This is a genomic window from Adlercreutzia sp. ZJ138, from assembly GCF_011038935.1.
Lineage (GTDB): Bacteria > Actinomycetota > Coriobacteriia > Coriobacteriales > Eggerthellaceae > ZJ141.
On the sequence record NZ_JAAKEA010000008.1, the window covers coordinates 68680 to 90113 of the forward strand.

General features: G+C 55.8%; 21 protein-coding genes and 1 other RNA gene. 20 read left to right on the forward strand and 2 right to left on the reverse strand.

The window, feature by feature from the left end; translation table 11 throughout:
- Nucleotides 1-7: 7 nt before the first annotated feature.
- The 20 genes from nrdG to G7Y43_RS05210 all read left to right on the forward strand — a co-directional run bounded on the left by nrdG (nucleotide 8) and on the right by G7Y43_RS05210 (nucleotide 19341).
- The gene (gene nrdG, locus G7Y43_RS05115) at nucleotides 8-544 is read left to right on the forward strand and encodes an anaerobic ribonucleoside-triphosphate reductase activating protein (RefSeq protein WP_165044742.1); all 537 of its coding nucleotides are present in this window, start codon (nucleotides 8-10) and stop codon (nucleotides 542-544) included.
- A 38-nt stretch (nucleotides 545-582) separates the two neighbouring features.
- Nucleotides 583-1371 carry a mechanosensitive ion channel family protein gene (locus tag G7Y43_RS05120; protein ID WP_241158162.1) on the forward strand — a complete coding sequence of 263 codons (789 nt, stop codon included), beginning with the start codon at nucleotides 583-585 and terminating at the stop codon, nucleotides 1369-1371.
- Between the two features lie 215 nt (nucleotides 1372-1586).
- On the forward strand, nucleotides 1587-3365 hold the full coding sequence (aspS, locus tag G7Y43_RS05125; RefSeq protein ID WP_165044744.1) for an aspartate--tRNA ligase: 1779 nt from the start codon (nucleotides 1587-1589) through the stop codon (nucleotides 3363-3365).
- 109 nt (nucleotides 3366-3474) lie between these two features.
- An RNA gene (gene ffs / locus G7Y43_RS05130) (signal recognition particle sRNA small type) lies at nucleotides 3475-3570 on the forward strand.
- Nucleotides 3571-3700: 130 nt separating this feature from the next.
- Complete coding sequence (locus tag G7Y43_RS05135) at nucleotides 3701-4369, forward strand: VTT domain-containing protein (protein WP_165044746.1); 669 nt, start codon at nucleotides 3701-3703, stop codon at nucleotides 4367-4369.
- 250 nt (nucleotides 4370-4619) lie between these two features.
- Nucleotides 4620-5276, forward strand: a complete 657-nt coding sequence (locus tag G7Y43_RS05140; protein WP_165044747.1) for a TetR/AcrR family transcriptional regulator — start codon at nucleotides 4620-4622, stop codon at nucleotides 5274-5276.
- Between the two features lie 148 nt (nucleotides 5277-5424).
- A complete protein-coding gene (dnaX, locus tag G7Y43_RS05145; RefSeq protein WP_165044749.1) occupies nucleotides 5425-7842 on the forward strand; it encodes a DNA polymerase III subunit gamma/tau in 2418 nt (805 codons plus the stop codon).
- Nucleotides 7843-7972: 130 nt separating this feature from the next.
- Nucleotides 7973-8320, forward strand: a complete 348-nt coding sequence (locus tag G7Y43_RS05150) for a YbaB/EbfC family nucleoid-associated protein (protein ID WP_165044751.1) — start codon at nucleotides 7973-7975, stop codon at nucleotides 8318-8320.
- 13 nt (nucleotides 8321-8333) lie between these two features.
- Nucleotides 8334-8930, forward strand: a complete 597-nt coding sequence (recR, locus tag G7Y43_RS05155; RefSeq protein WP_165044753.1) for a recombination mediator RecR — start codon at nucleotides 8334-8336, stop codon at nucleotides 8928-8930.
- A gap of 272 nt (nucleotides 8931-9202) precedes the next feature.
- Nucleotides 9203-9481 carry a type II toxin-antitoxin system RelE/ParE family toxin gene (locus tag G7Y43_RS05160; protein WP_165044755.1) on the forward strand — a complete coding sequence of 93 codons (279 nt, stop codon included), beginning with the start codon at nucleotides 9203-9205 and terminating at the stop codon, nucleotides 9479-9481.
- A complete protein-coding gene (locus tag G7Y43_RS05165) occupies nucleotides 9468-9749 on the forward strand; it encodes a HigA family addiction module antitoxin (RefSeq protein WP_165044757.1) in 282 nt (93 codons plus the stop codon). Before G7Y43_RS05160 ends, G7Y43_RS05165 begins: the two co-directional genes overlap by 14 nt.
- 1447 nt (nucleotides 9750-11196) lie before the next feature.
- Nucleotides 11197-11442 carry a response regulator transcription factor gene (locus G7Y43_RS10785; protein WP_370514644.1) on the forward strand — a complete coding sequence of 82 codons (246 nt, stop codon included), beginning with the start codon at nucleotides 11197-11199 and terminating at the stop codon, nucleotides 11440-11442.
- 152 nt (nucleotides 11443-11594) lie between these two features.
- Entirely contained in the window at nucleotides 11595-13886 is a 2292-nt protein-coding gene (locus G7Y43_RS05175; protein ID WP_165044761.1) for a molybdopterin-dependent oxidoreductase, read from the forward strand.
- Nucleotides 13887-13913: 27 nt separating this feature from the next.
- Complete coding sequence (locus G7Y43_RS05180; RefSeq protein ID WP_165044763.1) at nucleotides 13914-14432, forward strand: 4Fe-4S dicluster domain-containing protein; 519 nt, start codon at nucleotides 13914-13916, stop codon at nucleotides 14430-14432.
- Nucleotides 14433-14459: 27 nt separating this feature from the next.
- On the forward strand, nucleotides 14460-15158 hold the full coding sequence (locus G7Y43_RS05185; protein ID WP_165044765.1) for a molecular chaperone: 699 nt from the start codon (nucleotides 14460-14462) through the stop codon (nucleotides 15156-15158).
- Nucleotides 15155-15670, forward strand: coding sequence for a hypothetical protein (locus G7Y43_RS05190; RefSeq protein WP_165044767.1), 516 nt, complete (start codon nucleotides 15155-15157; stop codon nucleotides 15668-15670). Before G7Y43_RS05185 ends, G7Y43_RS05190 begins: the two co-directional genes overlap by 4 nt.
- Before the next feature lie 6 nt (nucleotides 15671-15676).
- Nucleotides 15677-16399, forward strand: coding sequence for a ferric reductase-like transmembrane domain-containing protein (locus G7Y43_RS05195; protein ID WP_165044769.1), 723 nt, complete (start codon nucleotides 15677-15679; stop codon nucleotides 16397-16399).
- A 303-nt stretch (nucleotides 16400-16702) separates the two neighbouring features.
- Nucleotides 16703-17503: a transporter substrate-binding domain-containing protein gene (locus G7Y43_RS05200; RefSeq protein ID WP_165044771.1), complete on the forward strand. Its 801-nt coding sequence runs from the start codon at nucleotides 16703-16705 to the stop codon at nucleotides 17501-17503.
- A 248-nt stretch (nucleotides 17504-17751) separates the two neighbouring features.
- Nucleotides 17752-18405 carry an amino acid ABC transporter permease gene (locus G7Y43_RS05205; protein WP_165044773.1) on the forward strand — a complete coding sequence of 218 codons (654 nt, stop codon included), beginning with the start codon at nucleotides 17752-17754 and terminating at the stop codon, nucleotides 18403-18405.
- Nucleotides 18406-18567: 162 nt separating this feature from the next.
- The gene (locus G7Y43_RS05210) at nucleotides 18568-19341 is read left to right on the forward strand and encodes an amino acid ABC transporter ATP-binding protein (RefSeq protein WP_304518540.1); all 774 of its coding nucleotides are present in this window, start codon (nucleotides 18568-18570) and stop codon (nucleotides 19339-19341) included.
- An 86-nt stretch (nucleotides 19342-19427) separates the two neighbouring features.
- Here the strand turns inward: G7Y43_RS05210 and G7Y43_RS05215 are convergent, their stop codons facing one another.
- Nucleotides 19428-20738, reverse strand: coding sequence for a HipA domain-containing protein (locus G7Y43_RS05215; protein WP_165044775.1), 1311 nt, complete (start codon nucleotides 20736-20738; stop codon nucleotides 19428-19430).
- A complete protein-coding gene (locus tag G7Y43_RS05220) occupies nucleotides 20735-21013 on the reverse strand; it encodes a helix-turn-helix domain-containing protein (protein WP_165044777.1) in 279 nt (92 codons plus the stop codon). The genes G7Y43_RS05215 and G7Y43_RS05220 overlap by 4 nt, the downstream gene beginning before the upstream one ends.
- Between the last annotated feature and the right edge of the window lie 421 nt (nucleotides 21014-21434).

Consider the following 21434-nt stretch of genomic DNA (forward strand, 5'->3'; position numbering starts at 1 on the left):
TAAGGGCATGAATGTCAACCTGTATGGCGCAGTTCCCGACTCCATTGTTGATGGGCCGGGGCTGCGCTATGCCGTGTTTGTGCAGGGTTGTAGCCATGGGTGCCCGGGGTGTCACAATCCCGAAAGCCAGCCCGCCCATGCCGGTACGCTTACCACCACCGATGCGGTGCTTGCCGACATCCGCGCGAATGGGCTCGTACACGACGTCACGTTTTCGGGCGGCGAGCCGTTTGAGCAGGCGGCAGCGTGCGCGCACATGGCGCGCCAGCTGAAGGAGTACGGCTACGGCGTGTGGACTTACACGGGCTATCTGTACGAAGACTTGTTGCGTCGTGCCGAAGAAGACGAACCCACGCGCGAGCTACTTAACAACACTGACGTGCTGGTAGATGGGCCGTTTGTTGAGTCGCTCAAGTCGCTCGGACTCAGCTGGCGCGGCTCATCGAACCAGCGGCTTATCGACCTTCCCGCCACGCGCGCAGCGGGGTGCATTGTTGAATGGCGTGCACCCAGCTTCGTTTTGCACAAGCCGGCATCGTGGTAGTGCTCGGTGCGGGTGATTGAAATCGAGGTAGGTGTTTCGTGAATCCTGAAGAACAAACAGATGGCTTACGATCTTTCTTCCAGAACATCCTTCATGTGGAATGGTTGAGCACAGCACTTACGGTTATTGTTGTACTTGCGCTTACGGCGCTGCTGGTGCGTGTGCTTACGAAATTGTTACGGCGCGTACTCAGCCACGACAGCTCGCCTTTGCCTTCGTCAAGTATTTTCGTCAATATCGGGCGCGTGGCGGTGTGGGCCATTGGTATAAGTATAGTGCTGTCAAGTTGCTTTAATGTTGACGTGAGTGCTGCGGTGGCGGCGCTCGGTATTGGTGGTATTGCCATCTCGCTGGGTTTTCAGGACACACTTGCCAACCTGATCGGTGGGCTACAAGTGAGCATTACCGGATTGGTTGAGCCGGGCGATAACATCGAAGTGGGCGGACAACGTGGTGTGGTGCGCGACGTCACCTGGCGCCATACGACCATCGTGAATGCCGTGGGCGAGCAGGTGGTGGTGCCGAACTCCGTTATCAACACCTCGTCGCTTACGAAGCTGCGCCCGTTGACGGTGGTGTCCATTCCGGTGGTGGTTACGGCGGCAGGCGATGCGCTGTCGAGCACAGCCTGCGCCATGGAGCAGGCTGCAAATGAGGCGGTTGGTGCGGTGTGCGGAGTCGAGGTTCCCGCCGTGGCGTTGTTCTCAGAGGTAACCGACTATGGCTACCGAGGTTCACTAACACTTACGATAACTGATGGGTCAAAAGTTGCGGCTGCGCGCGATGCTGCCCTGCGCTCCATCGCGCCGTTTGTTCACGCGGAGTAAGTGCCAGAACAGCTTTTCGGCAGCTTTTGCGACCGCTTCATGCGGGATTTGCGGTTCTCGGACTAATGCTCAGGCGATTCTCCCCATGGGAGTTTGGTGTTTGCGGCCGCATGGGCGTACGGCTGTCGTAAAATGATCAGGTTTGAGATACGTTTCCGCCAACGTTTATCGTTGACGAGGTGAACAGGAAAAAACGCAAGGAGAATCGGATCGTCATGACAGACTTCAAGAACGAATACTGCATGCATACCGCCACCTGCGGCGAGCTGCGCAGAAGCGACGTGGGCCGCGAAGTCGTGCTCACGGGTTGGGCGTGGCACAATCGCGACCATGGCGGACTTATTTTCTGTGACCTTCGCGATCGCGACGGCTATACCCAGGTGGTTGTCGACCCCGATTGTGTGAGCGCCGCCGATTTCAAGACAGCCGAACACTTAGGCCGCGAATACGTGCTGAAAGTTGCCGGCACGGTGCGCGAACGCGGTGCCGACGCCGTGAATCCGAACATGGCAACCGGTGAGATCGAAGTGCTCGCTTCCGCAGTCGAGGTGCTGAACACTTCTGTCACGCCGCCGTTTTCTATCGAAGACGGCATCGAGACTGACGAAACCATGCGTATGAAATGGCGTTACATGGACATCCGTCGTCCCGAAATGTACGCCGCGTTAAAGCTGCGCCACACGGTTGCCCAGGCTATGCGCGCGGCGCTGAATGCCCGTGGCTTCTTGGAAATCGAAACGCCTATTCTGGCGAACTCCACACCTGAGGGTGCGCGCGACTACATTGTTCCCAGCCGTCCGAATCCCGGCAAGTTTTACGCGCTGCCGCAAAGCCCCCAGCAATTCAAGCAGATGCTCATGTGTGCGGGTGTGGAGCGCTATTACCAAATTGCCCGGTGCTTCCGCGACGAAGACCTTCGCGCCGATCGTCAGCCCGAGTTCACGCAGGTGGACATCGAGATGTCGTTCGTCGAGGGTTACGACGTGGTGGACATGATGGAAGGAGTGATGGCCGAGGTGCTAACGGCTGCTGGTGTTGAACAGCAATTCCCGCTGTTGCGCATGCCGTATGCCGAGGCTATGGATCGCTTCGGGTGCGATCGCCCCGACATCCGCTTTGGCATGGAGCTGGTAAACATTACCGACATTGTGAAGAACACCGGCTTTAAAGTGTTTGCGAGTGTGGCGCAGTCCGGCGGCGTGGTGAAGGCGATCAATGCCAAGGGTGCGGGCGACTGGAGCCGCGGTGACGTTGAGAAGCTGGCCAGCATTGCCGAGGAAAATGGCGCGAAGGGCATGGCGTGGGTCGCGTTTACTACCGATGGTCAGGAGAAGAGCCCCATCAAGAAGTTCTTCACCGACGAGGAATGGGCGGCGCTCAAGGCTGCCATGGCTGTTGAGCCGGGCGATTTGCTGCTGTTCGCTGCTGACAAGCCCGCTGTGGCCAATGCTGTTCTATCGGCGCTGCGCCTGACCATGGCTGATCGTCTGAATATTCCGCGTGAGGGCCATGCGTTACTATGGGTTGTTGACTTCCCTATGTTCAAGTACGACGAGGAAGAGAAGAAGTACGCCGCCGAGCACCATCCGTTCACTCATATGTACGAACGCGACCTTGACAAGATCGAAGACGCTCCGCTTGAGTGCCTAAGCTATGCCTACGACCTGGTTATGGACGGGTTTGAGGTTGGTGGCGGCTCGATCCGTATCCATGATGCTGCCGAGCAGCGCCGTGTGTTGCGTCGCTGTGGTGTGTCCGATGAGGAAATCGACGTGAAGTTTGCTCATCTGCTGCACGCGCTTGAACTGGGTGCGCCGCCGCATGGCGGCATCGCGCTGGGACTCGACCGCTTGGTCATGCTGCTTGCGGGTAAGCAGTCCATCCGCGACGTTATAGCCTTCCCGAAGACCAGTAGCGCGAGCGACCCCATGACGGGTGCTCCCAATCAGGTGACCGCGCGTCAGCTGAAGGAAGTGTCGCTGCGCACACTGTAGGCGCTGTTGGCGCACGCGGCAGCGCGCATGGAGTTTTGGAGAACCTGCCGATTTCGGCAGGTTCACTTTACGTTCGCCTATACTGATTCGAAGTAGAGAGCGAGTGTGTCGAACGGGCTTGGGCGGCGCCATGTTTCGAACCTGGTCAGGTCCGGGAGGAAGCAGCCATAAGGGACCGCTGACGAGCGCCCATGCCTGTTCGGCACACTCTACATTTCGTGAACGCGCTATGCCAGCCTAAGGGAAGCACAGATTAAAGCCGTCTTGCAAATGCAGGGCTGGTGGAATTGATCAGTATTTCCTCAAAGGTTGGCATTATCGTATAAGGGGGTTTTGTGGGGATCGTCGACTTTTTCGTCAACTTACTGAAAGACCCGCGTGCTGCCATTGCGGGGTGGATCATTGCGCTTGGGCCGCTCTGGGTATATACGCCGCTGTTTTTGATCGTATTCGTAGAAACAGGTCTGGTGTTTTTTCCCTTCCTGCCCGGCGACTCGCTGCTGTTTGCCGCAGGTGTGTTCTCGGCACCAGGTGGTGGGCTACATCTGCTGCCGACGCTACTCGTGTTCTACGCTGCCGCTATTCTGGGCAACACGTCGAACTACTGGATTGCTCGCTTCTTCGGTTCCCGTATCATCGATTCCGGCAAGGTGAAAGCGCTCACGCCTGAGCGTATGGCAAAACTTGATGACTTCTTTGCGAAATACGGCGGGCTGACCATCATCATTACGCGTTTTATGCCGTTCTTCCGCACCTTCGCTCCCTTTATTGCGGGCACGGGGCATATGAACTTTGGCAAATTCACCTTCTTTAACGTAATCGGCGGTGTGTCGTGGGTGAGTTTGTTTGTGCTGGTGGGGTACTTCTTTGGCGGTGTTCCCTTCGTGCAAGAGCACTTCGAGGTTATCGTATTAGGTATCGTTGCCGTATCGGTGGCTCCGGCATTCGTGGGGGCTGTGAAAGGCGCGCTTGCCGCACGCAAGAAGAAGGCACGCCAAGAATAGAGTTCGCGGGAAGCTGCCAGCATTTCCCAAGTAACTTGTCGCGCTGCATAGTTTCGTGAGACTCGGCGCAAGCGAACATGCCAGCTCTCGTTTTGTACATTTGGAGAATATCCGCTCTTTAGGCAATCACGGCCAGGAAGCTACTCGTTTTGATAGACGATGTGGCACAATAACATATTATGTCACCCCCCCCTCTTTTATGATTATGAAATTGAGGACGGCCGTAGAGAAGCGAGAGATGGTGGAATATATGGGCGACAAAGGTGCTAAGAGTTCTATGGAGCGTGTTGATCGGCGGGTACTGCGCACAAGACGGGCTATCAGGGAGGCGTTGCTGCGCCTGCTGACCGAACGTGATTATCGAAAGATAACAGTCACGGATCTGACGCGCGAAGCCGGTATTGACCGCAAGACGTTCTATCTGCATTACCGTACGATTGACGATGTAATCAGTGAGGCACTTGAGGAAGAGACGAGCCATATCGTAGCGGAGTTACATGAAGAGCTGAAGCGAGGAGGAAACCCATCAGACGTCGCACGGTTGTTCATGCGCATGGAGCGCGCGTTTGTGCCCGATGTTGAGCAGCAGCGTCGTGTCTTGGCAAATGTGTCACCCGATGGGTTTTTGACGTATTTGGAAACTCCGCTTCGCAATGCGCTCGTTGATCTGGATTTTCTTGGTCTAACGGGTATTGATGAGACGCATCGTGACTACTGTGCGACATTTTTCGCAGCGGGTTTGACAGCGATGTATCGTCGATGGTTATTGGATGATTCTGATCTTCCCATAGAAGACCTCGCCGAATTGGCGTCGCGTGCGATGATGGGAGGAATTGGCTCGCTGGTACACAGCGGTGGCAGTAGGCGCTGTGGGTATGATGACGCTGGCGTTACGAGCGAGGCGTAGCCCTTGCAGCTCCTGTAACCTCTGTAACCCCCAAAGCCATAGACGGGGGTAACGTGCTTTCGGTCGCCGGCCGTTCGTTTCGCGGTTGGTGACGGCTATAATGATGTGCGGTTGTGATTCGTAAGAGCAACGGAGGCAAGCGCGATCTATGGCAGAAGCACTGTATAGAAAATACCGTCCGCAAGTGTTCGGTGACGTGGTAGGTCAAGAGCATATCGAAACCACGCTCAAGAACGCCATCGAGCAGAACAAGGTGAGCCATGCCTACCTCTTCTGCGGGCCGCGTGGCACGGGCAAAACCACTATGGCGCGCTTGCTGGCAAAGGCACTTCTGTGCTCGAAAGGGCAAGATGGCCCCACGCCTGATCCCGACGGCACGTGTGATGACTGCCAAATGATTGCCGCAGGTGAGCATCCGGACGTGTATGAGCTCGATGCCGCAAGCCGCACGGGTGTAGAAAATGTGCGTGAGGAAATTATCGGGCGCGTTCAATTTGCGCCAACGCGCGGGCGCTGCAAGGTATACATCATCGACGAGGTTCACATGCTGTCGTCGGCTGCGTTTAATGCGTTGCTGAAAACCTTGGAGGAACCGCCCGATCACGTGGTGTTTATTCTAGCTACCACCGATCCGCAGAAAGTGCCGGAAACCATTCATTCGCGTTGCCAGCGCTTCGACTTCCATCGCGTCGGAACCGATGGCATGGTGGCACGCTTGGGGGCAGTGTGTACGGCCGAGGGCGTGGAATTCGAAGGTGAAGCACTCGAACTAATTGCACATCGCGCTGAAGGTGGTATGCGCAACGCGCTGACGGCACTCGAGCAGCTGATCGCGTACGGCGGCGGAAAGGTGACGCTTGATGTTGCCGAGCGCATGCTGGGGGGAATCAGTTCGAGTGACTTGGCGAATATCATGCGCGCGATTGGCGAACATGATGCGGCAGCATGCTTTCGTTGGGTTGCCGCTTACGTGGAAACCGGGGCCGATTTGGCTCAGTTTGCTCGCGACATGGCAGCGCACGTGCGCGATCTCTACGTGATGTCGCTCGCTGGCGCCGATGTTGCCCTTGAAGTGGGGGCAACCGAGCGCGCACAGCTTGTTTCTGAGCTGCCGTTATTTGGCTCCGATCGTCTGTCCCGTTTGCTGTGCGTGTTAGGTGATGTGCTCGCCGAGTTGAAGACCTCAACGAATCCGCGGCTGTCATTCGAGATCGCGCTCACGCGCATGGTTCGGCCTGACTCCGACCTCACGCTCGCCTCGCTTGCCGAGCGAATCGAAGCACTCGAGCTTTCTGGTTCCGTCCGTTCGCTCGCGCGGCCGGAACTTCCCGATTCCGTCCGTTCTGACGAACGGCCGGAACGTTCCGACGCTGCGGCCGCGCAGCGCACGCCATCTTACGCCTGCGAGCCCTCGTCTTTCGGTTCCGTCCGTTCTGACGAACGGCCGGAACGTGTCGACGCTGCGGCCGCGCAGCGCACGCCATCTTGCGCCTGCGAGCCCTCGTCTTTCGGTTCCGTCCGTTCTGGCGAACGGCCGGAACGTTCCGACGCTGCGGCTGCGCAACGCACGCCATCTTACGCCTGCGAGCCCTCGTCGCGGCCCGAAGGCCGCTTCCTCGGGCTCTCGTCGCAATCTGGCGCACCCTGCGCACCCTCGCTGACTGATGTGGACCAGGGAGGTGCAGTTCAACCTGCGAGTGTTGCTCAACCTGTGAGTCCTGGGCAGCTTGTAAGTGCGGTGGGCGCGGTGCCGCCTGAGTTGGCGGAAAGCTATCGAAACCCTGCAGCCTTACAGCGCATGTGGCAGGCGGCGCTGACGGCACTCAAGCGTAACAAAGCAGCGTACGGCGTGCTGTTCCTGAACACGAAAGCCGTATTCAATCAGGAAAACGCAACGTTGAATATCGAGTTTCCTGCCGAGAACACCTTCGCGTTTAAGGCATCCCAAAAGCCCGAAGTGCAAGCAGCCGTTGCTGCCGCGCTGCAGCAGGCGACAGGTGTCGCGCTGCCATTTTCCTACACGCAGCGCGGATCGGGTCAAGGGTTGGGTAAAGACACCTTTGTGCCCGCAGCGCCCGTGGCGCCAACAACGCCTTCTCGTTCGACAGCACCCGCAGCTTTCACATCGCACACCAGCATCGAAGCTCCCGAGCCTGAGGTCGTCCCGCTCGATGCGTACGACTCGGCACCGTATGAAGAACCTGTTCCTACCGGCGATGCAGGTGTTGATCCGCTGCGTTCTCGAGGGCTTGAAGAGCCGCCCTCGCCAGCAGCATCTGCACCGACACGTTCCGTATCGGCAATACCTGCACCAGCGCCTGTGCCTTCCGCACCTGCACCAGCACCGGCACCTTCCGCACCGGCATCTCCCGCACTCGCAGTACCTGCACCAGCACCGGCACCTTCCGCCTTACAGTCGCCCGCCAAGGTTGACCTGCCCGCCGAGCCGCCGGTTGATGCTCGCTCGTCGGCGTCCATTGACGCGAGCGGCCCGACCATCCTCGAGCAAAAAGATGCCCTTATGTCCGTGTTTGGTGATGGAGTTGTTTTCGACACGGTGGATTAACTGCGCATCGGCGGTAAAATAGCACGACTGACAAAACCCGCCCGCATAAGGCGCGGGCGTTGCTTTCCTTGTATCGCGGTTTAAAGCAGGGAAGCGCACGATAAGCGAACGCAAGTGCAAGGAGGACCATATGGCACGACGTGGGGGATTCCCGGGTGGCGGTGGTATGGGTAACATGAACGCCATCATGAAGCAGGCGCAGAAGATGCAGGCTGAAATGGCCAAGGCGCAAGAAGAAATCAAGGACATGACGTTTGAGGCAACAGCGGGCGGCGGCATGGTGAAGGCGGTCGCGTTGGGTAATGCCACCATTGAAAGTATCACTATTGACCCCGATGCGGTTGATCCCGAGGACGTCGAAATGCTGCAAGATATGGTAACCGCTGCGGTGAACGAGGCGCTTCGTGGCGTGTCTGAGCTGGGCGCGCAGCGCATGAATGCCGCTACGGGTGGCATGAACATTCCGGGCCTCATGTAGGTTTGCGCATCGAATGAACGCGGCACCGGCGATACAGAAGCTGCTCGATGAGCTGGAACGTCTTCCGGGCATTGGCCCGAAGTCGGCCCAGCGCATCGCTTATTGGATCCTCAACACCGATGCAGCAACAGCGCTGCGGCTGGCGGAAGCTATTGTCGAAGTGAAGGAAACCGTACATTTCTGCAGCCGGTGCTTTAACTATGCGCAGGACGATGTGTGTGAAATCTGCGCATCGGATCGGCGCGACGCAAGCATTATCTGCGTGGTCAGCGAGCCGCGCGACATCCCACCTATTGAGCGCACCATGGTATTCAAGGGTGTGTATCACGTGCTTGGTGGCGCGTTGTCACCTATGGACAACATTGGTCCCGACGATCTGCACATCGCCGAGCTGTTGCGTCGGCTTACTACCGAAGACGTGCAAGAAGTGGTGCTTGCCACCAACCCGAACGTCGAGGGCGAAACCACGGCGGCGTATCTGGCCCGCATTATAAAGCCGTTGGGCGTTACGGTAACGCGCTTGGCAAGCGGCTTGCCCGTTGGTGGCGATTTGGAGTTCGCCGATGAAGTGACGCTGGGCCGCGCAATCGAAAGCCGTCTTCCCCTGTAGTGCGTGCGCGCGGGCATTCAGACTGAGCCCAAATTGGACTTACGGGCAAAGAAGAAGGGTTCCGCCCCCTCCAAAAACGGAACCCTTTTCTTACCGAAGCTCAACGCCTCCGTAAGTCGAAACTATACCACGCTCTTCACAAAATCACAACATTTTGCGCGATAAAAGTATCGCCACCTGCGATAACGCGCTTGTGGGACTGCTTGTTCGTTCCTCCCGTCATAAAACAGGGTATACTTGCGTTATACAGAAGTATAGGGAAACAGAGATGAATGAAGTTCAAGGATAGAGACATACAGCTGTTTTGGGAAGGCGTAGCGTTGCCGCGTCGAGTTCCGCCTGATTGTCGCAAGACTTTGTTTCGTAAGCTTCAGATGCTCGACGCCGCTAGAGACGTGGCTGATTTGCGCATCCCTCCGAACAATCGATTAGAAAAGCTTTCCGGCAGTAGAGCGGGGCAGTACAGCATCAGAGTGAATCGACAATGGCGACTCTGCTTCGTTTGGTCGGGACGAGAAGCAAGGGAGGTCGAGTTCTGTGATTACCACTGAATATATCTCAACACCAGGCGAAATTCTGAAAGAAGAGTTTCTGGAGCCGCTCGGTATCAGCCAGTATCGGCTTGCCAAGGCGATAGGTAAGCCCGATTCTGCGGTGTCCGAAATCGTCAATGGACGACGTTCCGTGTCTGTTGAAATGGCATGGCTGCTATCGCGCGCTCTTGGGACAACGCCTGATTTCTGGCTCAACCTGGAGGCGACGTATCAATTGAAAACGCTCGACACATCAAGGCTGCCAAACGTCGTCGCGCTCGCATAGCGTGTCGAAGGGCACGCTGGTTGCTCATGGTGACAGAGGGGCACACAGCATCGAATCCTATCGCCCTTAACACCGAACTTGCTCGCTTGCAGCATCCTAAGATTGGTGGGTCTTGCTCATCGTGCCAATCGTATGTCGTTGTATACAAATGCACATTTTGCGATCGTTTTGTTGGTGGTATGCTTACATCATGGAAAAAACGACAACGATAACAACAAAAGAAGCAACAATCCCTCCCTTGCGATTCTGTGGTCAGGCGTTCATGTTTGCCTGGCGCATGGGGCTATTCTTTTCTCCGGTGGTTGTGTCGCTTTCCCCTGAGCCTTATGGGGCTCTCACCTCGGGACGGGTGGCTTATTTGCTCGTTTGCGTCATTTGCCTTGTGGTGCTCTTTCGAGGAGGGAAGCGTACCGAGCGCATTACCGATAAGCTTCTTGTCGGCGCAGGGACACTTGCGGCAGTTATGGGAACGCTCGTGGTAATAGTGTCATCAGCGGTGGCTCCGCCGTTGACCGTGGTGGGCTTTGCTGTGGCAGGGTTTGGCGATGCGTGTTTGACGCTCGCGTTCGCATCGCTGTACCGCAGCTTAAGTGTGCGGCTGAGTATGCGAGCTGTTCCTGCAGCTATGGCTATTGCTGCAGGTCTTTATGCGCTGGTGGTGAACAACCCTGTTTCCATAGCGTTTCCTGTTCTCATTGTGCTGCCGGTGGTGTGCGGCGCGACGATTGGTTACGACCTCAAACGACGAGAAGCAAGCGCGTTATCTTCCTTATCTCCTGAGTCTTGCATATCTCCAGTAGAAGCGTCGAATCGAAACCGTTTTACGAAATGGCGAATCGCATCCTATACATCGGTTCTCTGGTTCTCTTTTGGTGTTATGTGGCCTTTGGCGGTTGCGCGTCTGTACGAATCAGACGGATTCTTCCTGGCGTTCTCTCTGTCGGTAACGGCGCTCATCATGCTGGTTTCGGCGGTCTTGATTGTTATTACTTACGTGCTGCGCATGCCGATGGTGCGGGCTTTCTGGATATTCGCGCCGTTGACGTTTGCGGGTATTACGGTGGTAGCCATCCTCGATTCCAACGTGCAGATACTGGCCTTCGCCATGGTGTTTGCAGCACACAGCATTGCCGAGGTGCAGCTGATCACGCATTTCTCAGCTATTTGTCGTCGGCGGGGCTACTCGACAAGTATGCTCTTCGGGTGCGGTTTTGCGATTCTGAACGTCGGCGAGATTGTGGGGCTACTCGTTGGTATGACTGTTGTGTCCCTTCACTCTACGGCGCTCACTATGATTCTGCTTGTGTGCGCCAACGTTATCGTTATCGCCGTCATTTTCTCCATCATGCGGGTGAACACCACGTTCCAAAAAGCCGAGCTGGAAGCTGCTTTGGCAAAGCAGGCGTCGCAGCTACATACGGAAGCCAACGTAGTGCCTGCGCCTTCCATGGAGCAGGCCGTTGACGGTTGGGGAGAGAAGTTCGGGCTCTCTGCGCGCGAGAAGGAAGTTGCTCAGCTGTTGCTGTCTGGGCGAAACGTTCCCGCCGTTGCGGATTTGCTTTGCATCAGCCAGAGCACCGTGCAAACGCATGTCAAACACATCTACGAGAGAACCGGTGTTCATTCACGACAGGAACTCATTGCCTTAGGGCACGAATCACTTGACGAACTTCTCTCTGAACAGCGAAAATAAGATAGCATCCCCTAGTTTTTAGGATGGCTTGCGCACAACTTTTTGAAAATCCCCCACTTGCTCTGATGCGCTTTGCATGAAGGCTGGCGATACTTCTCCGTGGTCTTCGGACAAGACTCCGAAGACTCCGCAACAAGACGTGAGGAGGAGAAGTGAAAAACACGAACGCAGACGTGCGGGCGCATCTTGGCTCGGAGCGAAAGGCAGCAATGAGTCGCCGAGGCTTCTTGAAAGGATCCGCTTTAGCGGGACTGTCGCTTGGCGTGGCGGGCGGCGGCCTGGTGGCTTGTTCGCCCAAGAGTAGTGGCAAAAAAAGCCAGGAGGAAGTTCAGACCTCGGGATATCAGTACGAGGCTGAAACAGTCGAGGGCGAATGGCATCATAGCGCATGCTCGCGCAACTGCTTTGATACCTGCATGATCATGAGTAAGGTAGTCGATGGGCGCCTGGTGCAGGTATGTGGCGATAAGAACAACCCCTACACGGCCGGTGGCTTGTGCGTGAAAACGCAGAACTACGTCGATTACGTGTATCGCGAGGATCGTATTCTCTATCCCATGAAGCGTACTGGCACTAAGGGCCCCGGCTGTACCTTCGAGCGCATCAGCTGGGATGAAGCTATTCAAACCATCACCGACAACTGGAAGCAGATTATCGAAGAGAATGGTCCCGAGGCCATCACGTGGTTCAGGTACCAGGGCAACCAAGGCGCTATTCATCGTCGTTGCCTTGAGCCGCTCTTCTTCAAGATGGGTGCTACGTATCATGAGGCCAGCATGTGCAACAACGGCTACGTGTTCTCGCTGCCTTACACGACCGGCACTATCACGGTCATGCGTGCGGAGGACATCGCAACCAAGGACCTCTACATTTCTTGGGCCCACAACCCTGCAGCGGGCAGCTTGCACACCATGAAATTCATCAAGGAAATGCACAAGGCTGGCGGTAAGATTGCCGTGGTGAATCCGATGCGCGTGCCCGAATGCGAATGGGCCGACCTGCACGTCCAGCTGCTGCCCGGCACCGACGGCGCTTTTGCACTTGGTGTGGCGAAGTACCTCATCGACAACGGCAAGATCGATCAGGCGTTTATTGACGAATGGACGCAGGGCTACGAGGATTACGCGGCATCGGCGGCGGAATGGACAGCTGACAAGGTTGCTGCCGAATGTGGCATTCCTGCCGAGCAGGTTGAGCAGTTCGCCGAGCTTTTGTGGGAGAATCGCGAGAATACCTGCCTGAAGACCGGCCTGCAGTTGGGTCGTCGCAACAACGGCGGCATGAGCCACATTTCCATCAAGCTGCTCACCGGGCTTATTGGTCATCCGGAATGCTACTTCAACATGACGAGCTCCGGCGGTTATAGCACGGGCAAGGCGGCGAACCTCGACATGTTCACCGAAACGGTTCCCTCTGAGTCGTCGGATGCATCCACGATCCGCAACTACTCTTCGCCGGCGCTCGGCAAGGTGCTTACGGGCGTGAACTACGGTGAGGGCCATAACTTCGAGGAGAACCCCATCCGTTCCATCATGATCTTCGGCGGCAATCCCATGGTGTCCAACCCGAACCAGAACCTGGTTCGCCAGGGTCTTGAGCGCGAAGACCTGTTCACGGTGGTTCACGACATCTTCGTGACGCCCACCGTCGAGTACGCCGATATCGTGCTGCCTGCACCGACGTTCTTCGAGTACGAGGAATTCAACGGCGGTTATGGTCACAACTACGACTGCTTCAACGAAAAGGTTATCGAGCCTTTGGGCGAGTGCAAGGATAACCTGGAGCTGTGTAATCTGCTGGGTCAGGCCATGGGCTACGATGATCCCGTATTCAACCGCACGTACGACGACCTGCGTGCTATCTTTCTGGATGGTAAGGACTACACCTACGACGAACTGGTGAAGACTGGCTGGTACGACGTACCGCCGAAAACGTGGGAAGAACAACTGGAGAAGGGCTTCGACACGCCCTCGAAGAAGTTCCAGTTTGCAAGCGACGAACTTTTGGCCGACCACGGCACGCGCACGGTCATCTACACCCCCGATCCGGAAAGCGAGAGCCAGGCTCCGGACCTGTTCGCCAAGTATCCGCTGGCGTTGGTGAACCCGTCTGCCAAGGAGTTCCTGAACGGCGTGTTCGGCAACATGGAAGACAACAACCTTCTGTTCGAAGAAAGCTACGTGTATCTGAACGAAGACGACGCAGCCGCTCGCAACATCGCTGACGGCGACGAGGTCATTGTGTCCAACGATCGTGGATCGCTGCATCGCGTAGCGCGCGTTGTGGAAGGCGTTATGGCACCAGGGACCGCATGCACCTACAAGAGCACGTGGCCTACCGTGACCGGGGTAGAGAACGTCAACTGCGTAACCACTGATTCCCAGGCTGATTTCGGACGAGGCGTTGCCTTCCAGAGCTGCCTGGTGGAAGTTGCCAAAGCGTAAAGTTTCGTCGTTGAAAGGAACAGATCAATGTCTCAGATGGGATTTCTCCTTGATCAAAAGTACTGCATCGGTTGCCAGACATGTCAGGCAGCATGCCGTGTTCGCCATGGCCTTACACCGGGTGTGTATCCCCGCCAGGCAACGAGCTCACAGATTCAGCTGGTAGGCCCCTATATTTCTGTGGCCTGCAACCATTGCGATGCTCCGGCTTGCATAGACGTGTGCCCCACGGGCGCGCTGCAGAAGCGCGAGGACGGCATTGTGACTCACGACCCCGAGGTCTGCATTGGGTGCTATTCCTGTGTGGCGGCCTGCCCGTATGGCGCTCCGCATGAAAACGACCTGAACGATCGCATGGTGAAGTGCGACATGTGTGCAGCTCGTCTGGATAAGGGCGAAGATCCGGCTTGCGTGGCGGCCTGCCCCGTGAAAGTGCTTACGGTGGGTACCATCGAAGAGCTGGAAGCTGCCGGCGGCGTGCCTGAAGGCGTGGGCTTTACCGTTGAGAGCACCGGTCCCAACATCCGCTTCATTCCTGTCGACTAATTGACTGATACGAGGAGGCCTGCCGTGATGGAGCGCAACGCCAAGGATTCTACCTACCAGGAAGAGCAATCGCGCTGGCGAGAGGCGCTGTACCGGTTGGCCTCCGCAGCCTTTTTGGAAGAACCGACCGACGAGCAGTTGGTAACCCAAATTGAAACAGCACGCGCCGCGCTAGCTGAGGAAGGTTCTTGGGAACTGCCTTGCGAGCAGCAGCTGTTGACACATCTTGCTTCCCTTGACGAGAGCGATGCAGATTTGGGCCGCCGCGTGCGCAGCGAGTATGCGGAGCTGTTTATTGGCCCACGGCCACCGAAAGCGCCACTGTACGAGTCAATGTATCGTGGGTGTCCTCGTCGGCTTTTGACCCAGGTTACCCGTCAGGTTCGAGATACTTACGAATCGTGCGGTTTTACGGTGGCGAAGCGAAACCGTATTCCCGATGACCATATCGGCTATGAGCTGGAATTTGCAGCAAACCTGTGCGCACGTGAGGCTCTGGCATGGGAAGAAGACCGTGTGGAAGAAGCTGTTTCGTGGCAAAGCATGCGCCATGAGTTCTTGGAAGAGCATGTGTCCCAATGGATCGGTGGTTTTGCGAGTGCCGTTGAGCTGGCCGAAGGCGGATACTTTGGGCCGTGGGCGCGCTTTGCGCAAGGGATCATTGAGGCTGACGTCGAGACTGGTGTAGGCCAGGATGACTGCGCTCAGGGAGGTGAAGCGCGGTGAAGCCGGCGCTTCGCTTTCTGGCGGACGCAGCCGGTGTTTTTGTCGCACTCATGGTAAGTGGGCTTGTCACCAGGCCTGTTGCTCTTGCCTTTCCTGTGCCTGCGCTCCATGGGTTGCTCATGGCCTTGCCTGCTGCATTCCTTATGACGTTTGCCTTGGGACGAGGCGTTTCGGTTTGGGCGTGTGGTGTCGGCGTTGCGGCATTCGCATTGATGCTGGGAATGATGAGTCCCGTTATGGGGTTGACACCTCTCGTTCCGTTGCTGGCCGCGCTCATATTGTATGGGTGTGCGCAGCGACTTTCTTCTGAGACACGCTGTATGGGTGCGGGAATTCTTGCTGGCACCTTGTACTTCCCATTCACGCTTGTGTGCTCGGGAAGCCGTGTTGGGTTTGCCGCCCTTGCGGGTGCCTCGTCGATCGTGCTCGTTGTTATGCTGACGTTGTTGGGCATCGCGTTGGCAGCGTTGGGTGCCATGCTCGCAAGCATTATCAACGAAAAGAAAGGATAGCGCATCGTGGATATTCTGATAGCTTTTGCGGTGGCGTGTCTTTTTGTAGCGGTGCTTCGCCATCCGCTTGCCCATCATCCGGGCGTGTTCTATGGCTTGGCGCTGGCGGTTGACGTGGTGTTTCTGTCGGGCGCGCTTGGAGCTGTTTTGCCAGATATTGAGCGCGAGTTGCTTCCGTTTTTGCGGCGGGGTATTTTCCCGTATGCTTTGTTTGCGCTGGTCATGTTTATAGGGGTGCTTCCCGAAGGAACGCTCAGGAGCGCTTTAAGGCCAGTGCGCGGTCCACTTTCCATTGTGGCCGCTCTGCTGACGGTCTGTCATTTCGGAAGCTATGTTCCCATTTTCGCAAAAAGCGCCGCTGCAGGTTTTCAAACGGCGGCAGGATCAACGGTGTTCTCGCTCGCTGTTGCCGTTGTGGTTATTTTGCTTTTGGGGATTCTCACGGTTACCTCATTTGCTGTTGTGCGGCGACGTATGGGTAAAAAACTCTGGACTTCCGTTCAGCGATTCGCTTACGTATTTTTCGTACTGGTGACGCTGCACGCTGTCGTGTTGCTGTTGCCTGCAAGCCTTGCGGCTCAGGCGTGGTCTGCTCCTGTGATCTCGGTTTCTGTTTATCTGGGAATATTGCTTCTCTACGCCATGTTACGCATCGCCCGTGTGATTCTTGGGAAAGCTGACCGGGAGAAACCCATCAGCTCAAGCCCCGATGTAGCTCTAACGAACTAGTCTTCGTCAAGTGTTATATAGAAACTGAATAAGCGCGGCAGATGAATTCGTCGCCTGCGACGGGTTACTCGTTGAGTCACCCGTCGTGTGCTGTCTGTCGCTGGTTGACTCGTGGGGTAGTGATGTCGATTGTCGCCTATGCTGTTGCTTATGCCAACCGAATTCGATTCGTAAGCGCGTGCAAGCTGTGCTATACTACGATCGCTTTAGTGCTTTAGAGCAGTAGCGTAATTGTGTAAGAGAGCAGATGGCGGACGGAGAGTTCATTGCGGCATCTGCACCGTAGAAAGGGAAGGCAACTTCATGAAGAAGAAGATTCTGGCATGTGCGGCGGCTGTTGCCGCGCTCGCGCTTTCCGCCGTCATGCTGACTGGCTGCGGCGGTAGCAATGCGACAGGCGATGAGTTCGTAGTCGGCTTCGACTCTGGTTATCCGCCGTATGGCTACGTGGGCGACGATGGCGAATACACGGGCTTTGACCTGGAACTTGCTCAGGAAGTGTGCAACCGCAACGGATGGACGTTCAAGGCCGAGCCGATCGACTGGGACGCGAAGGACGCCATGCTCGAGCAGGGAAGCATCACCTGCATCTGGAACGGCTTTACCTATGAAGGTCGCGAAGATGGCTACGCATGGTCCGACAAGTACATGAAGAACGGCCAGGTTGTTGTTGTGAAGGCTGATTCCGACATCAAGACACTCGATGACCTTGCTGACAAAGCCGTTTTGACTCAGGTTGAATCCGCTGGTCTTGAAATCCTCGAGTCCGACTACGCCGATCTGAACGCATCGTTTGCTGGCGGTGCCGTGCAAACGGTTGACACGTTCAACACGGCGTTCATGCAGCTTGAATCTGGCCAGGTTGACGCTGTAGTGTGCGACCTGTCTATTGCCGCATTCCAGATGTCTGCTAAGCCCGATGCGTATGTAACCCTTGATGAGCTGTCGTCTGAGCACTACGCGGTAGGCTTTGCGAAGGGCAATGAGGACATGGCTGCCACCGTCACCGAAACGCTGAAGGCCATGGACGAAGATGGCTTTGTGAAAGAGCTGTGCGATAAGTACGCCGACCAGGGCATTTCGTACGAGAACTGGTGCCTGTAGGGAAAACCTGTAGGCAAATAGAAGCGCGCGCAGCTTACTGTTAGGGGGCAGACGCGCTTTGCCGAACAGAGCAGATACATGAGTGAAAAGGCGGCTGTCTGCGACATGTGGGCAGCCGTTTTCGTGTGATGATGCGTTCGTGGGAGCGTGTATGTCCGCTGATGCGCCGGGCTGTGCTATACTTTTGCCCGTTTCTTTAGTGCAATAAAGCAGTAGCGTGCTCGAGTGATGCGAATGAGGGGATGCTTGTGGAACTGGCAACGATGATGAACCTGTTGCTGTCGGGTTTGGTGTTTACCGCGCAAATCTTCCTGGTAACGCTGGTGGGAGCCTTGCCGCTCGGCGTGGTAGTGGCGCTATGCCGCATGAGCCGGCTGAAACCAGTTGCGTGGATTGCGCGCATCTATATATCTATCATGCGCGGTACGCCGCTCATGTTGCAGCTGATGTTCTGGATGTTTGGCCCCTACTACATTTTCGGGTTGAGCATGGGAACCAGCTGGAAGTTCGTTGCTTGCAGTATCGGTTTCATCCTCAACTATGCTGCGTACTTCGGTGAGATCTACCGTAGCGGCATTCAGTCGATCCCACGCGGACAGTACGAAGCGGCCAGCGTGCTTGGTTATACGAAGGCCCAAACGTTTATGATTATTGTGTTGCCGCAGGTGATCAAGCGTATTCTTCCCGCTATGGGCAATGAGATTATCACGTTGGTGAAGGATACATCGCTGGCGTTTGTGCTGGGTATCATGGAAATGTTTAGCCAGGCGAAGGCGCTCGCTGCATCGCAGGTAAGTATGGTGCCCTACATTATTGCTGCCGCGATTTACTGGGTGTTCAACTTCGTGGTAGAGATGGCGCTCACGCACATTGAGAAGAGGCTCAGCTACTATCACGATTAAGGCCGCTTGGTATCCGTTGCCCGGCGTGTTGTGTTGTGTGGCATAGGGTGAGGTTATCGCGCCTCCAGGCCACACTCGACAACCGAGTTAGGCGTTGGATATGAGCAAGCTTGCACCACCTGATAACGCAACGATGACGAACCTGCAGAAAAGGAGTTCGCTGTGACTGAAAAACCGCTGTTGTCGCTCAAACATGCGCAGAAGAGCTTCGGGGACACTCCCGTGCTGAAGGATATATCGCTTGAAGTTGCCGAAGGCGAAGTAGTCGCTATTATCGGGGCGTCGGGCGGCGGCAAGTCGACGTTGCTTCGTTGTGCTACGCTGCTTGAAACGCTCGATGGTGGATCGCTCGCATACGGCGACTTGGTGGTTGCTGAAGACAACGGGGCGGCGCATGCGGTGTACGCCGGTAAGGAAACGCAGCGTCAGGCGAAATCGCGTTTCGGGCTCGTGTTTCAGAACTTCAATCTATTCCCGCATTTCACCGTGTTGCAAAACATCACCGACGCGCAGGTGCGTGTGCAGAAGCGCCCGAAGAAGGAAGCGGAGGCACGTGCGCGCGAGCTGCTCGCGAAGATGAACCTGTCGGGCAAGGAAAACATGGTGCCGTGCGAGCTGTCTGGTGGGCAACAGCAGCGTGTGGCTATTGCGCGCGCACTGGCCACAGACCCCGACATCCTATTCTTCGATGAGCCTACGAGCGCGCTTGATCCTGAGCTCACACAAGGGGTGTTAAAGGTTATCCGCAACTTAGCCGATGAGAACATGACCATGGTGGTGGTCACGCACGAGATGAGCTTCGCGCGCGATGTGGCCGACCGCATCATCTTCATGGACGGCGGCGTCATTGTTGAGGAAGGCCCGGCAACCGAGGTAATCAACAACCCTAAACACGAGCGCACCCGCGCCTTCCTAAAGAACTACGGCGAAGAATAAGCACCCAAAAGTGTCAATGGGCGACACATGTAACCTGTTGACACGTTTGGCGTTATCCATTGACACGTAGTATCTCTCAAGGTCGCTCAGCGTGCTATGTCGATAGGCTGGAAGCGCTTTCCTGATATGGTTACGTTGCGTTGAGTGGCAGAGCAGAGAGATTTTACGCGCGGCACGAGCCGCGATGCGAGTTCGTCGATACTTGTATCGTCTGCGAAATCATCCACAGCACGTTCGATATTGTCTTTGATAGCTTCTGCTAGTTGCTCAGTTCTTTGAACAAGGGTGTTTGCGTCAAGCTGGTGGAGTGTTGCGAATCGTTCCAAAGAAGATCTTCTGAGCCAGCCAATGCGGTTTTCTCCACCGATAGACATAGCTGTGCGATATGTGCGGTTCGGTTCCATATAAGGGGCCATGCTTGCTACGTCATAGAGCGGGGCTAAAGTAAACCGATTGCCGTTGGGATGCAAAAGGGAATAGTTTTTTGCATGGGCATCGGTTGAGGCAGTAAGGTAGTTAAAAAGTAAGGCATCAATGAATCTCTCAAGGCTTCCGTCGCTGACTGCTTTGAGAAGAGAGACAACATTGGCTGATGTAGGACCTCCGTCCATGGCGTATTTCTTAGAGGAAACCGTGCCTGTTGCTTGACAGAGATCTTCTTGATGGATGCGCACTACTTCGCCGCTTTTGGGCAACGTGAAGCGGTCGTAGCGTTTGACAGCTATAGCTTCTTGCTCGCCGAAGTGTACAATTCTCGTCTCGGCGACGGGCAGCCCGCAGTATTTTGCTAGGCGCATTGTCACGCACTCGTCTACAGCTTGGCTTTTCAGGCGCGTGATGCCAGGCTTAACGATGACATTGGATGCAGCGGAACCAAGGCATTCGAACCAGTTTCCGTTAAACTCACGCAAAGCAAGCTTGGTTTGCATTCCTCCTAGTGACCAATGCTCGCTTTCGGCAGTCCAAGACCAAGCGCGGTTTGCTTCTTCTGCCTCGGCGATGCGATGCAGGCGTTCTTCTATCTGGTTGGGAGTGAGCTGTGAGTAGCTTGACTCCTGAAACGTTCTCGCTTGAGCTTCAGGTGATATCACCTGAACTGCACCCGGGAGATCGAGACCAAAATGAGCGAGAAGAAAAAACACCGCTGTGTCTACGCCTGCTTTCGAAGCCATGCCGCGTCTGATCCGCTCGTCATCGGGCAGAAGGTTTTCGAACCACGCAAAAACTCCCTTGCCTTCGTGCTTTCGCTGGGATGAAGGGAAGCAAATGGACAAGTCGGGACCTGCGTAATCGGGGCGGTACGTGAATGAAAACAGTCCTTCATTGTTCATGAACAGCTCGCCGGCGGGGTTTCCTGTAATACGCACTTCGAGAGCGCGGAACTTTTCCCCGTTCATCGGTTTTCCCCGAAAAGAGTGTCGAGATAGGCATCGACATCGAAAGTACTTGAAGAAGCGGGAACCGCCACACCTCGGTCAAGGCGAAAATCCCAATTCGTGGCATTGAGTACGCGCTGCAAGGTACCGAACGAGACGCTATTGGCCTCGCCGCGCTCAATGCGTACAATGGTGGGCCGACTTACTCCCGTTTTCCGGGCGAGCTCATTTTGAGTTAAGCCTAACTCATTGCGTCCCATACGTACGCGCTCGGCTATGTCGGGTGCTGTAACCATGAATTCCTCCTGAGTAATATTTAATACATAGTACCATCAGCTCGTACATATTCGCAGCAGATCGCTGGTAGGTATATATCAAATATTTTACAAATGTTATAGGTTGCGGTGTGTTCATGAGATATGTCGTTAGCGAGTGTCGTTATGAATGGGGTACTCTACGAACCATTGTGGACGCATGGGCACAAGTAAGGGGTGAGGGTGGCGCAGCGTGGATCAGACTACACCAGTTTTGGATTGGCGGTGCACTTGCGGGCGAAGCTGTAGGTGCAGCTGCGCTGTGCGCTTTTCTACATCTGATGTGCTTTGCCGCGAAAAGACTTTAAACGTGCTACGATAAAACGGTTTTGCTACGAGTGCAGGCTTTGATGCCTATGCTTGAGGCACGAAAAGCACCTCATTGGAGCATGGCGTAATTGCG